We start from the raw sequence: 17,957 nt of genomic DNA, 5'->3' as shown, positions 1-17,957 counted from the left end.
CACACGGGCGGAATCGCACTTGCACCTCACGTGACGTGAGGGCTCACCGTGGAGCACGTACCGAGAAGGGAGCGGACGAAGTGAGTTACTCCGTAGGACAGGTCGCCGGATTCGCCGGGGTCACAGTGCGCGCACTGCACCACTACGACGACATCGGCCTGCTCGTTCCGAGCGGGCGCAGCCACGCGGGTCACCGGCGCTACAGCGACGCCGACCTCGACCGGCTGCAGCAGATCCTGTTCTACCGGGAGCTCGGCTTCCCGCTCGACGAGGTCGCCGCCCTGCTCGCCGACCCGGCCGCGGACCCGCGCGCGCACCTGCGCCGCCAGCACGAGTTGCTGACCGCCCGGATCGAGAAGCTGCAGAAGATGGCGGCGGCCGTGGAGCATGCCATGGAGGCACGCAAGATGGGCATCGACCTGACACCCGAGGAGCGCTTCGAGGTCTTCGGCGACAAGGACCCCGAGCAGTACGCCGAGGAGGCGGAGCAGCGCTGGGGCGGCACGGAGCTGTACGCCGAGTCACAGCGCCGCGCCGCCACCTACACCAAGGACGACTGGAAGCGCATGCAGGCGGAGATCGACGCCTGGAACGCGCGGTACGGCGAGTTGATGGACGCCGGTGAACCGCCGAGCGGCGACCGGGCGATGGACATGGCCGAGGAACACCGGAAGCACCTGTGCGCCTGGTTCTATGACACCTCGTACGCGTTCCACCAGAGCCTCGGCGACATGTACGTGTCCGACGAGCGCTTCAAGGCGTTCTACGACTCCACGCGCCCGGGCCTCGCCGAGCACCTCAAGGAAGCGATCAAGGCGAACGCGGCGAGGCACGTGTCGTAGATCCGGCACACGGCGCAGGTCCGGGACCCGGTGCAGGTCCGGCACGCGTCGCACGGCACACGCGTCGCAGGGCACACGCGTGTGGGGCGGCCTGGTCCGGGGGCTACTCCCGGACCAGGATCACCGCGGTCCCGTAGGCGCACACCTCGGTGCCCACGTCCGCCGCCTCCGTCACGTCGAAGCGGAACGCCAGCACGCCGTTGGCTCCACGCGCGTGTGCCTGTTCGATGAGCCGTTCCATGGCCTGGTTGCGGGTCTCCACGAGGGTCTTCGTCAACCCCTTGAGCTCGCCGCCGATCATCGACTTCAGGCCGGCGCCGATCTGACTGCCCAGGTGCCGCGAGCGCACCGTCAGCCCGAAGACCTCTCCGATGACCTGTTGCACCCGGAACCCGGGTGCGTCGTTCGTGGTGACGACCAGTACGTCCGGCTGAGGGCCCTGCCCGCCGCCGTAATCATCGATGCCCATGTTCACAGGTTTGACCAAGCGGGAGCACAGTGCATCCTGGGGGAGGCCCTGGGAACCTGGTTCTGTGGCGCCGCGTTGATAGCTTTGGGCGGTCCCGCCGCCGCACCGCCGCCTTCACCCCTCAGGAGCCCGGAACCCGTGACTACCCTCGCCCTCGGCCCCGAGTGGATTACTCCGGACTATCTGATCTCGACGTTCGGCCTGATCGGCATCCTGGTCATCGTGTTCGCCGAGTCGGGCCTGTTCGCCTTCCTCCCCGGCGACTCCCTGCTGTTCACGGCCGGTCTGCTGGTCGCCGACGGCAAGTGGATCCACCAGCCGCTGTGGCTGGTCTGCACCCTGATCGTGGTCGCGGCCGTCCTCGGTGACCAGGTCGGTTACCTGATCGGCAAGTTCTTCGGACCCAAGCTGTTCAACCGCCCCAACTCCAAGCTCTTCAAGAAGGAGAACCTGGAGAAGGCGCACGAGTTCACGGACAAGTTCGGCCCCAAGGCCATCGTCCTGGCCCGCTTCGTCCCCATCGTGCGCACCTTCGCGCCGATCGTGGCCGGCGCCGGCCGCATGAAGTACCGCACGTTCATCACGTACAACGTGATCGGCGGCATCCTCTGGGGCACGGGTGTGACGGTCGCGGGCTACTTCCTCGGCCAGATCGATCTCATCAAGAACAACGTCGAGGCGATCCTCGTCCTGATCGTCGTCGTCTCGGTCGTCCCGGTGATCATCGAGGTCCTCAAGGCCCGCAAGGAAGCCCGCAACGCGCCTCCGGAGCAGCAGCAGCCCCACCAGCCCCACCAGCAGCAGCCCCCGGTCATGGACGACGCGACGACCCAGCTCCGCCGGATCGACCAGCACGACCCGTACGGCCAGCAGGGCCACAACGGCCAGAACGGCCACAACAGCCAGCAGGGTCAGCAGGGCCAGCAGGGCCAGACCCACGAGAACGACTACGACTACTACGGTCAGCAGCCGTACCCGCAGCAGCAGTACCCCCAGGAGTGGCAGCAGCAGCCCCAGCAGCAGCCGTACGGCGCCCAGCAGAACAGCCAGTACCCGTACGACGACAGCCGCGGCTACTGAGGCTCTTGATGTTCCCCAAGGGGCGCGGGGCCGTCAGAACCCCCGCGTCCGCTTGGCGGCCCGCCGCTTCTCGGGGGAGCCGACCCGCAGGAACAACCGCGACACCTCGGATCCCAGGTTCACCCCGATGGCGATGGCCATGGCCAACGCCGCAGCCTTGGTGAGCGACACCAACCCCGCGTCCACCTCGTTCTGCGCGATCGCCAGCAGCCCGAAATACGTGGCCGACCCCGGCAACAGGGGCCCGATCGCAGCGGTGGTGTACGGCAGCGCGGAAGCGAACCGGTAGCGCGAGAGCAACTGCCCGAACAGCCCCACGACCCCCGCCGCGACGGCCGTGGAGGCGACCGGCGAGATCTCGCCCGCGTAGTGCATCGCGCCGTACACCGACCAGGCGACTCCGCCGTTCAGGGTGACGGCCAGCACGGTGGATCGTTCCTGCTGGAGCAGCACCGCGAACGTCAACGACACCAGCATCGAGGCGCCGATCTGCCACAACGGCCGCTTGGTGATGCCCAGGGCCGCGTCGGGGTTGAGATGCGCCCCGAGCTGCACGCCGACGTAGAGCATCAGCAGCACTCCGACGACGATGCCGACGAAGAAGTACATGACCTCCAGCAGACGCGCGGCAGCCGTGATGTAGAAGCCGGTCAGGCCGTCCTGGACGCCCGCCACCAGCGCCCGTCCGGGCAGCAGCGCGAACAGCCCGCCGGTGATGACCGCGGACGCCTTCACATCGACGTCCGCCACCGTCAGCGCGACGCCTATGGCGGCCGGCGGCATGGCGGCGACCAGGAACTGGTAGAACTCCGGCAGTCCGCGCCCCGCACACAGCCAGGCCAGCCGGTCGCCGAGCATCGCGCCGAGCGCGGCCGCCACGAACACGACCAGGTCACCGCCGACCAGCACCGAGGCCGCGCCCGCGAGCAGCCCGCTCGCCGAGGTCAGCACCCAGGTCGGGTACGGATGCCGGTTGCGGCGCATCACCGCGAGCCGCCGGTAGGCCTCCTCGAGGGAGAGATGGGCCTCCGGGTCGCTCAGGTCGTCGACGAGCCGGAAGACGGCCGCCAGGCGCGTGTAGTCGGTGCCCCGCCGCCGCACCGTCCGCGACGCCGTGACCGGGTCCTCCACCAGGGACGGCTGGTACGAGATCGACAGCAGCGTGAAGGTGACGGTCGGCTCGCAGCGGTCGAGCCCGTACGAACGGCAGACCGCGAACATCGCGGCCTCCACGTCCTCGGCGCCTTCCCCGCCCGCGAGCAGCAACTCACCGATGCGCAGCGTCAGGTCGAGCACGCGCGGGACGGCCGGAGCGCCCTCCTCCGCCTTGGGCCCCGGCTCGGGTGCGGGCCGCTCGGTCACCGGCATCCGCAGCATCGTGCGCATCCGGTCCTGCCAGGGCACGTCCTTGGTCAGACTCACCAACGGCACCCCGTCGGGCGGCGTGAAGGCGGCCGGGGCGTCCCGCGCGCTGTATGTGCGAGGCAGGCTGAACGCCGATCCCTCGGTCTCCCCGGCGGCCGGCGGGCCCACGTCCAGCCCCTCGGGAACGGCGAACTCCGACGTGGTCTCCGATTCGCCGCCGGCCTTCGGGACGGCCAGCCCGGCCGGGATCTCGAACTCGGACGTCATCTCCGGGTCGAAGGCACTCCTCGCCTCGTCCGACTGCGGCTTGCGCGCCTCCGCCTCCGACACCTCGCAACGCTCCCTGAACGACACCTTCCGTGGGCCTCAGTATGCGCACAGACACGCGAAAGGGCCGCACGCGTACGCGTGCGGCCCTTTACGCACCTCTACACAGCCGAGGCTCAGTGGCCGCCCTGGTCCTTGAAGCGCTTGTAGGACCGCTCGATCTCGATCTCGGCGTCGGTACGACCGACCCAGTCGGCGCCCTCGACGGACTTGCCGGGCTCCAGGTCCTTGTAGACCTCGAAGAAGTGCTGGATCTCCAGGCGGTCGAACTCCGACACGTGGTGGATGTCGCGCAGGTGCTCCACGCGCGGGTCGGTCGCCGGGACACACAGCAGCTTGTCGTCGCCGCCGGCCTCGTCCGTCATCCGGAACATGCCGATCGCGCGGCAGCGGATCAGACAGCCGGGGAACGTCGGCTCGTCCAGGATGACCAGCGCGTCCAGCGGGTCGCCGTCCTCGCCGAGAGTGTTCTCGACGAAGCCGTAGTCGGTCGGGTAGGCGGTCGAGGTGAAGAGTCGACGGTCCAGGCGGATCCGACCGGTCTCGTGGTCCACCTCGTACTTGTTCCGCGAACCCTTCGGGATCTCGATCGTGACGTCGAACTCCACCGGTGGCTCCTCCATGATCAACACATAGTTCTGGTGGTTAAGTGTCCCTCACGCAGGTGTGTGATCGCGAAAGGGGCTGGTGTTCGTGCCAGAGCTGAGGCTTTGGCGGGCCGCGAGACCGCATGTGGTGCGGGTCGCGGACGCCGTACGACCGCGTCTGGCACGGGCCGCAGGAATCGTACGGCCCCGCCTCGCGCGCGTGACGGCGACCGCAGGACCGCAGCTCGCACGGATCGCCCGGGCGGCGAAACCGCAGCTCGCGCGAATGCGGATCACGACGGCCGGTCCGAACATCAGGTCCTGGCAGTACACCGCGGGTGCGGCGACCGCCGGGCTGGCACTGGCCGCCGGTGTGGTGACAGCCGCCGGCCCCTGGGACTCCACCGGTCAGCGTACGGCCGAGCGGGACCGCGCCGCCGCACTGGAGCGGACGGGTGGCACAGATCACGGACGTTCGGACGATTCGTCCCGGTCGTCCGACACGGCGGCCGCAGCGCCCCGGCCCGCCCCCAGCGCCGCCGCCGTCCTGGCGGGCCTCGGCGGCACCGCCAACACCGTGAAGTCGGCCCCGGACGCTCTCCCGACCGGCACGGGCCTCGCGGGCGTCCTGGACCCCCTCCTGGGCGATCCGGCCCTGGGCGCCCGGCACACCGCCGCGGTCGTCGACGTGGCGACCGGAAAGCGCCTGTACGGCGTGGGGGGCGGCGACGGGCTGACCCCGGCGTCGACCACGAAGATCGCCACCGCGGTCGCCGCGCTCTCCGCGATGGGCGGCGAGCACCGTCTCACCACCCGCGCCATGCTCGAACCCGACACCAAGGAGCTCGTCCTCGTAGGCGGCGGCGACCCCACCCTCACGGCCCGTGCGGACGCCCAGGGCTGGGCCAGCCTGCACACCCTCGCCGACGCCGCCGCGGCCGCCCTGAAGAAGCGCGGGATCACCAAGGTGACGCTCTCGTACGACACGACCCTGTACGCCGGAACCGAAGTTCACCCCATCGGGGTCAACCCCAACCTCGCCCTCGTCACCGCCCTGTCCGCCGACGAGGGCCGCACCGACGACTCCACCAGCGGCCCGACGACCCGCGTGAGCGACCCGGCGGCCGACGCGACGGTCAAGTTCGCGAAGTTCCTCAAGGCCGCCGGCATCACGACCACGGCCCCCGGCCCCTCGAAGGCGACCACACGCGCGCAACGACTCGCCACGGTCTCCTCGCCCCCGCTGTCCACCCTGGTCGAACGGATGCTGACCAACAGCGACAACGACATCGCCGAGGCCCTCGCCCGCCAGACCGCCCTCGCGACCGGCGTCCGCGCCGACTTCGCCGGGGCCGGCAAGGCCGTCCAGGCGCAGCTGAAGAAGCTCGGACTGCCCACGGCCGGGGCCCGGTTCAAGGACGGCAGCGGCCTCGACCGCGCCAACCGGCTCACGGCGAACCTGCTGACCGCCCTCCTGGTCAAGGCGAGCGACCCTGCGCGCTCCGACCTGCGCCCCGTCCTCACCGGACTCCCCGTCGCCGGCTTCACCGGCACCCTCACCAGCCGCTACGCCGACGGTGCGGCCGGCGTCGTCCGCGCCAAGACCGGCACGCTGACCGGCGTGAACGCCCTCGCCGGCACGGTCGTCGACCAGGACGGCCGGCTCCTCGCCTTCGCCCTCCTGGCCGCCGACACGACCGACCCGGCGGCCGCCCAGGCTGCGCTGGACCGGGCGGCCACGGCGCTGGCGGGGTGCGGCTGCCGTTGAGGGCAGGGCCCACCACCCCTGAGCCACCCCCACCGCCGACCCTGACATCTCCCTGACCGGCCTCCTGCGACCTGCCCGCAACGGCGGCGCTCACGTACGGTTGACGCATGACGAGCATCGGTGGCGCTGCTTCTTCGGGGATGGTCGACTGGAATCTCGCGGTGGCGACCGCGACCCGGCTCGTACGGCCGGGACCCGAGGTCAGCCGTGACGAGGCGCGTGCCGTCGTCGCGGAACTGCGCCGACACGCCAAAGCCTCGGAGGAACACGTCCGGGGCTTCACTCGTATGGGCACCGACGACACCCACGACACCCCGATCCTCGTCGTCGACCGCCCGGGCTGGGTGCGGGCGAACGTGGCGGGCTTCCGGGAGATCCTCAAACCCCTTCTGGACAAGATGCAGGAACGGCGCGGGAGCACCCCGGGCGGCGCGGTCCTCGGCGCCGTCGGCGGCAAGGTCACCGGCGTCGAACTCGGCATGCTGCTCTCGTTCCTGTCCTCCCGGGTTCTCGGCCAGTACGAGACCTTCGCCCCCGCCACCCGCGAACTCCCGGCCGGCGCCAACGGCGGCGGCCGGCTGCTGCTCGTCGCGCCGAACATCGTCCACGTGGAACGCGAACTCGACGTGGAGCCCCACGACTTCCGCCTGTGGGTGTGTCTCCACGAGGAGACGCACCGCACCCAGTTCTCCGCCGTGCCCTGGCTGCGTGACCACCTGGAGGGCGAAATCCAGTCGTTCTTGGGCGAGACCGACGTCGACCCCATGACGTTCCTGGAGCGGATCCGGGATGCCGCCCAGTCCCTCGCCGGCGGCCGCCCCGAGGGCGAGGAGGACGACGGCGGGCGTTCTCTGGTCGAACTCGTGCAGACGCCGGCGCAGCGCGAGATCCTCGCGCGCCTCACCGCCGTGATGTCGCTCCTGGAGGGACACGCCGACTTCGTCATGGACGGAGTCGGTCCGGAAGTCGTCTCGAGCGTCGCCGAGATCCGCGAGAAGTTCCAGCAGCGCCGGGCGAAGGGAGCCTCCCGACTGGACATCGCGCTGCGCAAGTTGCTGGGCCTGGACGCCAAGCTCAAGCAGTACCGGGACGGCGAACGCTTCGTACGGGCCGTGGTCGACCAGGTCGGCATGGACGGCTTCAACCGGGTCTGGACCTCCCCGAACACACTTCCGACCAAGACCGAGATCGCCAAACCGGCGGACTGGGTCGCGAGGGTGCACCGCAAGGCCGAGTCGTGAACCCCCGGCCAGGGTGGTGAGCCGAATCCGGCCGTCGGCAGGCGAACGCCCCCGCAATCACCCGTCCGAGGGACCGTGAGGCTCGTGCAGGCGTGCAATGCTCAGGGAACGGCCCGGTTCTGTCACCATCTACACACTCTGAGTGACCGAACCTCGGGCTCACCCCCGAAAACTTCATGAAGGGAACCGGACAATGGGTCCCCATCCTGCGGTCGCGGCGATACGCCTGGCGGTCCGCCGCGTACTTCACGACATCCTCAACGACCACCCCATCCCCGAAGCGAGCCCGCACGAGCGCCCCCCGGCGCCGCTCGTGCTTGTGGCGTGCTCCGGCGGCGCCGACTCCATGGCGCTCGCCTCCGCCCTCGCCTTCGAGGCCCCCCGGCTCGGCATCCGGGCCGGCGGCGTCACCGTCGACCACGGCCTGCAGACCGGCTCCGACCTGCGCGCCGCGGAAGTCGTCCTGCGCCTGCGCGAACTCGGCCTCGACCCCGTCGAGTCCGCCCCCGTGACCGTGGGCCGCCAAGGCGGACCCGAGGCCGCCGCCCGTGACGCGCGCTACACCGCCCTGGACGCCGCGGCCGAACGCCACGGCGCCGCCGCCGTCCTGCTCGGCCACACCCGGGACGACCAGGCCGAAACCGTCCTGCTCGGCCTCGCCCGCGGCTCCGGCATCCGCTCCCTGTCCGGAATGGCCGCGGTCTCGGGGGCCGACGGCCGCTACCGCCGCCCCTTCCTCCAACTCGACCGGCAGACCGCCCGCAAGGCCTGCATGGTCCAGTCCCTGCCCGTCTGGGACGATCCGCACAACGCGGATCCGGCCTACACCCGCTCCCGGCTGCGCCACGAGGGCCTGCCCGCCCTGGAGAAAGCCCTCGGCAAGGGCGTCGTCGAAGCCCTCGCCCGCACGGCCCAGCTCTCCCGCGACGACGCCGACGCCCTCGACGCCTGGGCCGGCCAGGCCGAGTCCTCCGTACGGGACGCCGCAGGCCTCCTGGAGTGCGCCAAGCTCTACGCCCTGCCGCCCGCCGTACGCCGTCGGATCCTGCGCCGCGCCGCCATCGAGGCGGGTGCTCCGGCCGGTTCCCTCTTCGCCCGGCACATCGAGGAGGTCGACCGGCTGATCACCGGCTGGCGCGGCCAGGGGGTCATCAATCTCCCCGGCAAAGTCGTCGCCCAGCGCCAGGGTGGCAGACTGGTGATTCGGCAAGGCTGAATCCGGGCCCTCCGGCAGGACCGCTTGCGTGGTCGCGGGCGGTTCCGGTGGCCGGTGGGACAACCGAAAGTGATGCGGGTGGACGCGAAAGACATGGGCACCGACCTCAAAGAGGTGCTCATCACCAAGGAAGAGATCGACGCGAAGCTGGTCGAGCTGGCCGCGAAGATCGACGCGGAGTACGCGGGCAAGGACCTGCTCATCGTCGGCGTCCTCAAGGGCGCGGTGATGGTCATGGCCGATCTCGCACGAGCGCTGTCCACCCCCGTCACCATGGACTGGATGGCTGTGTCCTCCTACGGCGCGGGCACCCAGTCCTCCGGTGTGGTGCGGATCCTCAAGGACCTCGACACCGACATCAAGGGCAAGCACGTCCTCATCGTCGAGGACATCATCGACTCCGGCCTGACCCTGTCCTGGCTGCTCTCCAACCTCGGCTCGCGCGAGCCCGCCTCCCTCAAGGTGTGCACGCTGCTGCGCAAGCCCGAGGCGGCGAAGGTCGCCATCGACGTCGAGTGGGTCGGCTTCGACATCCCCAACGAGTTCGTCGTCGGCTACGGCCTCGACTACGCCGAGAAGTACCGCAACCTCCCGTTCGTCGGTACGCTCGCGCCTCACGTCTACGGCGGCTGAACCCGAAGGGCCCAAGGTCCGTACGAAGATCGGGAACCCCGACGGGCCTCGCGCCGTTGGAGCATGCAGACGGGTGCCCCAGCCGTCCCGTGCGGCTTCGCCCGACAAAGCTGGGGTACCGTCAGAAGAACTGTCTTTATCAAACTCACTATGGCAGGAGGGACGGGGCGACACCGCTCCGTATGGATGGACGTGAAGCGATACTTCCGTGGGCCGGTCATGTGGATCGTGCTGGCCGTCCTTGCCGTGGTCGTGTTGATGCAGGTCGTCGGCTCGTCCGGCGGCTACAAGACGGTGGACACCGGCCAGGTCATTGCAGCGATCAACGACAACAAGGTCGAGTCGGCCAAACTCACCACCGGTGACGAGCAGACCATCAAGGCGACGCTCAAGGACGGCACAAAGATCGAGGGCAGCTCGAAGATCCAGGCGAGCTACATCGGCGATCAGGGCGTGACCATTGCCAACACGCTGCAGACCAAGTACCAGGACAAGCAGATTCCGGACGGTTACACGGTCTCGCCGACGAAGCAGAACGCCTTCGTCGGGATCCTGCTGTCCCTGCTCCCCTTCGTCCTCATCGTGGTCGTCTTCCTGTTCCTGATGAACCAGATGCAGGGCGGCGGCTCCCGAGTCATGCAGTTCGGGAAGTCCAAGGCCAAGCTCATCACCAAGGACACCCCGAAGACGACGTTCGCCGACGTCGCCGGTTCGGACGAGGCCGTCGAGGAACTCCACGAGATCAAGGAGTTCCTGCAGGAGCCGGCGAAGTTCCAGGCCGTCGGCGCCAAGATCCCCAAGGGTGTGCTCCTGTACGGGCCGCCCGGTACCGGCAAGACCCTGCTCGCACGCGCCGTCGCCGGCGAGGCGGGCGTCCCCTTCTACTCGATCTCGGGTTCCGACTTCGTCGAGATGTTCGTCGGCGTCGGCGCCTCGCGAGTCCGTGACCTCTTCGAGCAGGCCAAGGCGAACGCCCCGGCGATCGTCTTCGTCGACGAGATCGACGCGGTCGGCCGCCACCGCGGCGCCGGCCTCGGCGGCGGTCACGACGAGCGCGAGCAGACGCTGAACCAGCTGCTCGTCGAGATGGACGGCTTCGACGTGAAGGGCGGCGTGATCCTCATCGCCGCCACGAACCGTCCGGACATCCTCGACCCGGCGCTGCTGCGCCCCGGCCGCTTCGACCGCCAGATTGCGGTCGACCGCCCGGACATGCAGGGCCGTCTGGAGATCCTCAAGGTCCACCAGAAGGGCAAGCCGGTCGCGCCCGACGTCGACCTGTCCGCCGTCGCCCGCCGCACCCCCGGCTTCACGGGTGCCGATCTCTCCAACGTGCTGAACGAGGCCGCTCTGCTGACGGCCCGCTCGGACCTGAAGCTGATCGACAACCACATGCTGGACGAGGCGATCGACCGTGTGGTCGCGGGCCCGCAGAAGCGGACCCGGATCATGTCGGACAAGGAGAAGAAGATCACCGCGTACCACGAGGGCGGTCACGCCCTGGTCGCGGCGGCGTCTCCGAACTCCGACCCGGTCCACAAGATCACCATCCTGTCCCGTGGCCGTGCGCTCGGCTACACGATGGTGCTCCCGGACGAGGACAAGTACTCGACCACCCGCAACGAGATGCTCGACCAGCTGGCCTACATGCTGGGCGGTCGTGCGGCGGAGGAACTGGTCTTCCACGACCCGACCACCGGCGCGGCGAACGACATCGAGAAGGCCACGGCGACCGCGCGGGCGATGGTCACCCAGTACGGCATGACCGAGCGGCTGGGCGCGATCAAGTTCGGCGGCGACAACACCGAGCCGTTCCTCGGCCGTGAGATGGCTCACCAGCGCGACTACTCGGAAGAGGTCGCCGCGCTGGTGGACGAGGAAGTCAAGAAGCTCATCGAGAACGCGCACAACGAGGCCTGGGAGATCCTGGTCGAGAACCGCGACGTCCTCGACAACCTGGTGCTTCAGCTGCTCGAGAAGGAGACGCTGAACAAGGAGCAGATCGCCGAGGTCTTCTCCGCCATCGTCAAGCGCCCGGCCCGGCCCGCCTGGACCGGCTCGTCGCGGCGCACCCCCTCCACCCGTCCGCCGGTGCTCTCCCCCAAGGAGCTCGCACTGACGAACGGCGCCAACGGCGCGACGCCGGCGATCTCGACCGCGAAGTCCACCGCGGTGGAGCCCAGCCCGGTGGCCGAGCCCAGCCCGGAGGAGCGTCCCGAGAGCTGACCCGGCTCCGGTAGGCCCCACCAGGCCCGGAATGGATGCCGCGCCCCCCAGGTTCTAGCCTGGGGGGCGCGGCATTTCCGTATGTCTGGTTTTTATGCCGCAGATGAGGCGCGTGACCCATACGCGCGACCCGCACAGGAACGAGGCACCAGATGACCGACCCCGTGACGCTGGCCGGCGAGGGCTCCATCGGCGAGTTCGACGAGAAGCGCGCCGAGAACGCCGTACGCGAGTTGCTGATCGCGGTCGGCGAGGACCCGGACCGCGAGGGACTCCGAGAGACTCCGGCGCGGGTGGCGCGGGCGTATCGGGAACTCCTGGCCGGGCTGACGCAGAAGCCCGAGGACGTCCTGACGACGACGTTCGATCTCGGCCACGACGAGATGATCCTGGTGAAGGACATCGAAATCGTAAGTCTGTGCGAGCATCACATGCTGCCGTTCCATGGCGTGGCCCATGTCGGCTACATCCCGGCGGACAACGGCAAGATCACGGGGCTGTCGAAGCTCGCGCGACTGGTCGAGGTGTTCGCCCGACGCCTGCAGGTGCAGGAACGTCTCACTACGCAGGTCGCGGACTCCCTCATGCAGATCCTCGAGGCCCGCGGTGTGATCGTCGTCATCGAGGCCGAACACATGTGCATGTCGGTGCGGGGGATCCGCAAGCCCGGTGCCAAGACCACGACGTCGGCCGTGCGCGGTCAGCTCCGGGACGCCACGACCCGGGCCGAGGCGATGAGCCTGATACTCGCCCGCTGACCGGCGTGGTGTTCCGTCGGGACGGTCGTCAGGCCGCCGACGCCGCACCGTTCTCGTGGTTGTTGTCGTCCTCCGGGAGCTTGCACACGCGTTCCAGGAAGATGGCCGCCGCTATCACCGCGAGGCCTGCCAGGACCGAGAAGCCGGCGTAGATGGCCTGGTCACGGCGGGCGGGGATGTCGAGGGACTCCAGGAGGAAGACGCCCGTGCCTCCGTACATGCCGGAGACGAGGGCGGCCACCAGGGCGCTGGCCTGGCCGAAGACGACCGCGCGGGCGGCCATCAGGGGGTCGACGCCCTTGGCCTCGGGGCGGCGCTCGCGCTGGGCCTTGAGGCGGCCGCGCAAGGACAGCGCCGTCGCCAGCAGGACCACGGCGATCAGCGCGAGGACGATCGGGGCGGCCAGCGGAACGCTGGGGAGGGTCCCGATCGAGTTCCACAGGCGGGCCCCCGCCCAGGACAGGATCGCGGCGACGACGAACACGCCGGCCAGCACCCTGATGCGCAGCTCTCTCACGGTGTCCCTTCAACTCCCCCGAGCCCGCGGGTGTGAACATCACGCGGGCAGTGGTCTTCTCGGCCTCTCTTCCTGACCTTAACGACTAGTCGGGCAGGTGGAGTTCCAGGTCCTGGCGGGCCGCGACGCCTTCGCGGGTGAGGGTGTCGAGGAGGGCGGCGACCGTGCCCCGGCCGGGCAGTTGGGCCTCGGGCTCCACGTCGTGCCAGGGGGCCAGGACGAAGGCGCGCTCGTGCGCCCGGGGGTGGGGGAGCGTGAGGTGCGGGTCGTCGTCGACGACGTCCGCGTAGGCGACGATGTCGACGTCCAGCGTGCGCGCGCCCCAGCGCTCCTCCCGTACCCGGTGGAAGGCCTCCTCGACGGCGTGGGCGCGCTCCAGGAGGGAGGACGGCGGGAGGGTCGTCTTCAACAGGACCACCGCGTTGAAGTACGACGGCTGGCTGCCGGGCTCGACGCCCCACGGCTCGGTCTCGTACACCGGCGAGACGGCCTTGATGCGGACGCCGGGGGTGTCCTCGAGGGCGTCGATGGCTCCCTGGAGGGTCTCCAGGCGGTTGCCGAGGTTGGAGCCGAGGGCGATCACGGCCCGTTTGGGGTTGTGCAGGGTGGTGTCGGCGGCGTCGACCTGCTCGACGACGGAGGCGGGTACCGGCTGTACGGTCGGGTCGCTCTGACCCTCGGTGAAGAATGCGGTCATACTCGGCTCCGGGTGATGGTGACGGTCACGTCGTCGAAGGGAACGGTGATCGGTGCGTCCGGTTTGTGGACGCAGACCTCGACCTCCTGTACCCCCTCGTGCTTCAGACAGGCCTGGGCGATGCGCTCGGCGAGCGTCTCGATGAGATCGACGGGCTCGCCCTGGACGACGGCCACGACCTCCTCCGCCACGATGCCGTAGTGCACGGTCTTCGCCAGGTCGTCGTCGGCCGCGGCCGGTCGGGTGTCCAGGCCCAGGACGAGATCCACGATGAAGGTCTGGCCCTCCTCGCGTTCCTTGGGGAACACGCCGTGGTACCCACGGGCCTTGAGGCCGCGCAGCGCGACACGATCCACGCGAATCACTCCTGCAATCGTCGGTTTTCGGCCGGTGCGTACCGGGTGCGGACGGCACCTGGGCCTGGAACGAATCTACCTGCGAGCACTGACAGCCCCGGCCGCGACCGCGGTGGCCCGGATCGGAGCCGGGAGTTTTCACCGGGCGTTTTCCTTGGGGAACCCGGCGGCTCACGGGTTGGTAGCCGCCCCTACCCACGGGTTCGTGATTCCAACCACTTCTTGCTCCGGGTGGGCTCAGGACGAAGGGTCCTCGTCCTCTGCGTCCTCGGACTCATCGGTTTCGGCCAGCACCGGGGAGGCGTGGTGCGACCACAGCTTCCAGCCCTGCGCGGTGCGCCGGAACACGTTCGTGGCGACCACCAGCTGGCCGACGAGCGGGCCGAGCTCCTCGCCGTCGTCCGGCGCGGGGCCGCCGCTGAGGATGTTCTCGGTGCAGGTCACCAGCGCGGTGTCGCCGGTGACGGAGACATGCACATCGGTGAGGAAGAACTGGATGTAGTCGGTGTTCGCCATGATCAGCGCGTACGACCTGAGAACCTCGCCCCGGCCGGTGAGCACCGGCCAGCCAGGATGCACGCAGGAAACCACGCCGACGTCCGCCGGGTCGTGGTACGTCTCGTCCACGCCCAGGTCGGCCGGGGTGAGCCAGTGGGAGGACACCCCCTCGAAGTCGCCCTGCTCCAGTGCCTCGTAGAAGGAGGTGTTGGCGGCCTCGACCTCCTCGACGTCGGTATGGGGGGCGCTCACCGGGCTCCTTCCGCGCGGGGGGTCTCGGTCGCGGTCCGCGTGTCGTCCGGCCTGTCGCTCGCTTCGCGCGCCCACTCCACGGCGCGCGCGACCCGTACCGCGTCCGCCGTCGCGCGGACCTCGTGCACGCGGACCGCCCAGGCGCCCGCCTGCGCCGCGAGGGCGGAGACGGCGGCCGTGGCGGCGTCGCGCTCGCGCGCGGGCGGCGGCGCGCCCTTCGGGTCGGCCAGAACGCGACCGAGAAAGCGCTTGCGGGAGGCGGCGACGAGCAGGGGGTGCCCCAGGGAGTGCAGCCGGTCGAGGTGGGCCAGCAGATGGAGGTCGTGATCGGCCTCCTTGCTGAAGCCGAGGCCCGGGTCGACGACGATGCGGTCGGGCGAGATGCCACCGGCCAGGACGGCGTCCACGCGCGCGTGGAGTTCGTCCACGACCTCGGCGACCACATCGGCGTAGACGCCCTTGACGTTGCCGCCTTCGAGGAAGCCGCGCCAGTGCATGACGACGAAGGGGGCGCCCGAGTCCGCGACGGCCGGGATCATCGCCGGGTCGGCGAGGCCGCCGCTGACGTCGTTGACGAGGGCGGCGCCGGCTGCGAGGGACTGGGTGGCGACGGAGGCCCGCATCGTGTCGACGGAGACGACGACGCCTTCGGAGGCGAGTCCGCGGACTACGGGGATGACCCGGCGCAGCTCCTCGGCCTCGTCGACGCGGGTGGCGCCGGGGCGGGTGGACTCGCCGCCGACGTCGACCAGGTCCGCGCCCTCGGCGACGAGCTGAAGGCCGTGTTTGACGGCGGCCGTCGTGTCGAACCAGCGGCCGCCGTCCGAGAAGGAGTCGGGGGTCACGTTGACGACCCCCATGACCGCGCAGCGGTCCCATTCCGGAAGGCCGACGACGCGCCCGCGTCCGCTCTGCTTGCTCATACGTTCAGCGTAGGCCCCGGACGGAGCCGAGCCATGGTGCGGCCCGGGCGGAAGCCCCAGGGCTGGGGGGCTGGGCTTCCGCCCGGACCGGTCTCGGCGGCCAGGGGCCGATCTCTGCCGGGCCGGGCCGGGCCGGACTCCGCAGTCGGCCGCCGCGGCCTCGTCCGGACGGCGCGGTCGGCGCGGTCGGTGCGGTCGGTGGCCCAGGCCGGCCCGGCCGCGGCTATGCCGCCCGTACGTCGCGCTCCGCCACGGCGTGCGCACACGCGCGTGCCGGCTTGGAGCGGCGGCGCAGGAAGCGGGGCAGCGGCAGAGCGAGGTTGACGAAGCCCTCGGCCTGCATGGCGGCGAAGCCGATGCGGGGGAGGTCGCCGGAGGCCCGGTAGACCACGAAGCGGGGCTCCCAGCGGGGCTGGAACTTGGCGTTGAACTTGTACAGCGATTCGATCTGGAACCAGCGCGAGAGGAACACGAGCAGTCCGCGCCAGGCGCGCAGCACCGGGCCGGCGCCGATCTTCTCGCCGCGGGCCAGCGCCGAGCGGAACATGGCGAAGTTCAGCGACACGCGCGCGATGCCGAACTTCGGGGCGGCCTGGAGGGCGGCGACGATCAGCAGTTCGTTCATGCCCGGGTCGGCCGACCGGTCCCGGCGCATCAGGTCCAGGGAGGCGCCGTCCGGGCCCCAGGGCACGAAGTGCAGGATCGCCTTCAGATCGCCGTATTCGCCGGGCTCGGGGTCGGCCTTGTGGGCGGTGGCGATGAGGCAGTCCCCGTCGGCGGCGTCGCCGACGCGGCCCAGGGCCATCGAGAAGCCGCGTTCGGTGTCGGTGCCGCGCCAGTCCTCCGCGGCCCGCCGGATGCGCTCCAGCTCGGCGTCGCCGAGGTCACGGACGCGCCGTACCCGGGTCTCGTAACCGGCGCGTTCGATGCGCTTGACCATCTGGCGCACGTTGCGCATCGCGCGGCCGGCGAGGGAGAAATCCGCTACGTCCACCACCGCCTCGTCGCCCAGTTCGAGGGCGTCCAGGCCGGTCTCCCGGGTCCAGACCTCGCCGCCCGTCTCCGAGCAGCCCATGACGGCGGGTGTCCAGGAGTGGGCCTTGGCCTCGTCCATGAAGCGTTCGATGGCGCCCGGCCAGGCCTCGACGTCGCCGATGGGGTCGCCGCTGGCGAGCATCACGCCGGAGACGACGCGGTAGGTCACCGCCGCCTTGCCACTGGGGGAGAAGACGACGGCCTTGTCGCGGCGCAGCGCGAAGTGGCCGAGGGAGTCGCGGCGGCCGTGCTTGTCCAGCAGGGCGCGCAGCCGGGTCTCGTCCTCCTCGGTGAGGCGGGCGGCCGGGTGCTCGGGGCGGAAGGCGAGGTAGATCGTGGTGACCGCGGTGATCCAGCCGAGTGCGCCCAGGGAGAAGGCGACGGTCCAGGACGTGTTGCCCGCGTAGTCGACCGGGCCCTCGAAGCCGAAGAGGCCGTACAGGACGTGCGTAATGCGATCGGCCAGGCTGGGGTCGCCGATCAGGCGCTTCGGGTGGACGCTGACGATGACCAGTCCGAGACCGAGGGAACCGGCGCCCATGAGGACGAAGTTGGCGAGCGCGCGCCAGCGGCTGCGCGGGTCGGGCAGCGCGGCGAACTGGTCGCGGTGCACCAGCAGCGGCACCAGGATCGCGACCGAGATGAGCGCGCCCACGATCGAGTGCCGGTACACGAACTGCGCCAGCGCGCCCGCCGGGAGCAGCACCACCGCGGCCCGCCACGCGCGCCGCTTGCTCCGCCTGAGGCCGTGCGCGAGCAGCAGCAACAGGACGCCGGCACTGAGCGACAGTGCGGCCGCGAACGGCCCGAACGCACCGGGCAGCACCTCGGCGACGGTGTGCATACGGCTGTGCCGGAACCGCGGGAAGACGCCCGCGGCGACATCGAGCAGGCCCACGAGGGCACAGGCCCTGGCGACCAGGGCGGGAACGGACTCAGGGCGCGGACCTCGCACTATCCGCCGCACCCGGCTTGATCCGCGCGGAACCCCGCCCGACATTTCCGCATCTTCCGTGACAGACATCGCATCCCGTAGTTCCGCGAGAGACCTTGGATCCGGTGCCGATTCGGGCATCCGGCGACATTGCGCCCTCTAGGACGGTGTCTTGGGGACTGAGGTTCACTCAGCTCCTCAAAGCCACTGAAAAGGCGAAGGAAAGTCCGGGA

Annotated in this window: 17 protein-coding genes; 8 read left to right on the top strand and 9 right to left on the bottom strand. The window is 70.3% G+C overall.

Annotated elements, in window-relative coordinates; all coding sequences use genetic code 11:
- Positions 1–80: 80 nt before the first annotated feature.
- Positions 81–842, top strand: coding sequence for a MerR family transcriptional regulator (locus tag ACWD4O_RS25170; RefSeq protein ID WP_451283051.1), 762 nt, complete (start codon positions 81–83; stop codon positions 840–842).
- 103 nt (positions 843–945) lie between these two features.
- On the opposite strand, the gene ACWD4O_RS25165 is transcribed toward ACWD4O_RS25170, so the two are convergent.
- Positions 946–1,311 (bottom strand): YbjQ family protein, encoded by a 366-nt coding sequence (locus tag ACWD4O_RS25165; RefSeq protein ID WP_450950877.1) that lies wholly within the window; start codon positions 1,309–1,311, stop codon positions 946–948.
- 138 nt (positions 1,312–1,449) lie between these two features.
- On the opposite strand from ACWD4O_RS25165, the gene ACWD4O_RS25160 reads away from it, so the two are divergent.
- Positions 1,450–2,391 carry a DedA family protein gene (locus tag ACWD4O_RS25160; protein ID WP_451283048.1) on the top strand — a complete coding sequence of 314 codons (942 nt, stop codon included), beginning with the start codon at positions 1,450–1,452 and terminating at the stop codon, positions 2,389–2,391.
- 33 nt (positions 2,392–2,424) lie between these two features.
- Here the strand turns inward: ACWD4O_RS25160 and ACWD4O_RS25155 are convergent, their stop codons facing one another.
- Positions 2,425–4,086, bottom strand: coding sequence for a threonine/serine ThrE exporter family protein (locus ACWD4O_RS25155; RefSeq protein WP_451283046.1), 1,662 nt, complete (start codon positions 4,084–4,086; stop codon positions 2,425–2,427).
- A gap of 113 nt (positions 4,087–4,199) precedes the next feature.
- The gene (locus tag ACWD4O_RS25150) at positions 4,200–4,691 is read right to left on the bottom strand and encodes an inorganic diphosphatase (RefSeq protein ID WP_450950880.1); all 492 of its coding nucleotides are present in this window, start codon (positions 4,689–4,691) and stop codon (positions 4,200–4,202) included.
- 79 nt (positions 4,692–4,770) lie between these two features.
- On the opposite strand from ACWD4O_RS25150, the gene dacB reads away from it, so the two are divergent.
- The 6 genes from dacB to folE all read left to right on the top strand — a co-directional run bounded on the left by dacB (position 4,771) and on the right by folE (position 12,512).
- Positions 4,771–6,438 (top strand): D-alanyl-D-alanine carboxypeptidase/D-alanyl-D-alanine endopeptidase, encoded by a 1,668-nt coding sequence (gene dacB, locus ACWD4O_RS25145; protein WP_451283044.1) that lies wholly within the window; start codon positions 4,771–4,773, stop codon positions 6,436–6,438.
- 107 nt (positions 6,439–6,545) lie between these two features.
- A complete protein-coding gene (locus ACWD4O_RS25140; RefSeq protein ID WP_451283042.1) occupies positions 6,546–7,679 on the top strand; it encodes a zinc-dependent metalloprotease in 1,134 nt (377 codons plus the stop codon).
- 193 nt (positions 7,680–7,872) lie between these two features.
- Entirely contained in the window at positions 7,873–8,895 is a 1,023-nt protein-coding gene (tilS, locus tag ACWD4O_RS25135) for a tRNA lysidine(34) synthetase TilS (RefSeq protein WP_451283040.1), read from the top strand.
- A gap of 72 nt (positions 8,896–8,967) precedes the next feature.
- Positions 8,968–9,528: a hypoxanthine phosphoribosyltransferase gene (hpt, locus tag ACWD4O_RS25130; protein WP_093780137.1), complete on the top strand. Its 561-nt coding sequence runs from the start codon at positions 8,968–8,970 to the stop codon at positions 9,526–9,528.
- Positions 9,529–9,714: 186 nt separating this feature from the next.
- Entirely contained in the window at positions 9,715–11,754 is a 2,040-nt protein-coding gene (ftsH, locus tag ACWD4O_RS25125) for an ATP-dependent zinc metalloprotease FtsH (protein WP_450950883.1), read from the top strand.
- 152 nt (positions 11,755–11,906) lie between these two features.
- Positions 11,907–12,512 (top strand): GTP cyclohydrolase I FolE, encoded by a 606-nt coding sequence (gene folE / locus ACWD4O_RS25120; protein ID WP_451283038.1) that lies wholly within the window; start codon positions 11,907–11,909, stop codon positions 12,510–12,512.
- A gap of 28 nt (positions 12,513–12,540) precedes the next feature.
- Here the strand turns inward: folE and ACWD4O_RS25115 are convergent, their stop codons facing one another.
- The 6 genes from ACWD4O_RS25115 to ACWD4O_RS25090 all read right to left on the bottom strand — a co-directional run bounded on the left by ACWD4O_RS25115 (position 12,541) and on the right by ACWD4O_RS25090 (position 17,790).
- Positions 12,541–13,029 (bottom strand): DUF3180 domain-containing protein, encoded by a 489-nt coding sequence (locus ACWD4O_RS25115; RefSeq protein ID WP_451283036.1) that lies wholly within the window; start codon positions 13,027–13,029, stop codon positions 12,541–12,543.
- 85 nt (positions 13,030–13,114) lie between these two features.
- The gene (gene folK, locus ACWD4O_RS25110) at positions 13,115–13,726 is read right to left on the bottom strand and encodes a 2-amino-4-hydroxy-6-hydroxymethyldihydropteridine diphosphokinase (RefSeq protein WP_451283034.1); all 612 of its coding nucleotides are present in this window, start codon (positions 13,724–13,726) and stop codon (positions 13,115–13,117) included.
- Positions 13,723–14,082, bottom strand: a complete 360-nt coding sequence (folB, locus tag ACWD4O_RS25105; RefSeq protein WP_450950887.1) for a dihydroneopterin aldolase — start codon at positions 14,080–14,082, stop codon at positions 13,723–13,725. Before folB ends, folK begins: the two co-directional genes overlap by 4 nt.
- A 237-nt stretch (positions 14,083–14,319) precedes the next feature.
- Positions 14,320–14,832 (bottom strand): nuclear transport factor 2 family protein, encoded by a 513-nt coding sequence (locus tag ACWD4O_RS25100; RefSeq protein ID WP_451283032.1) that lies wholly within the window; start codon positions 14,830–14,832, stop codon positions 14,320–14,322.
- Positions 14,829–15,755 carry a dihydropteroate synthase gene (gene folP, locus ACWD4O_RS25095; RefSeq protein ID WP_451283030.1) on the bottom strand — a complete coding sequence of 309 codons (927 nt, stop codon included), beginning with the start codon at positions 15,753–15,755 and terminating at the stop codon, positions 14,829–14,831. Before folP ends, ACWD4O_RS25100 begins: the two co-directional genes overlap by 4 nt.
- A 223-nt stretch (positions 15,756–15,978) precedes the next feature.
- Positions 15,979–17,790, bottom strand: a complete 1,812-nt coding sequence (locus tag ACWD4O_RS25090; protein ID WP_451283028.1) for a phosphatidylglycerol lysyltransferase domain-containing protein — start codon at positions 17,788–17,790, stop codon at positions 15,979–15,981.
- Positions 17,791–17,957 lie beyond the last annotated feature (167 nt).

This window comes from Streptomyces sp. NPDC002623 (assembly GCF_053592635.1).
The sequence above is the reverse complement of the archived record's forward strand: the minus strand, read 5'-3'. Positions and strand labels throughout refer to the sequence as shown.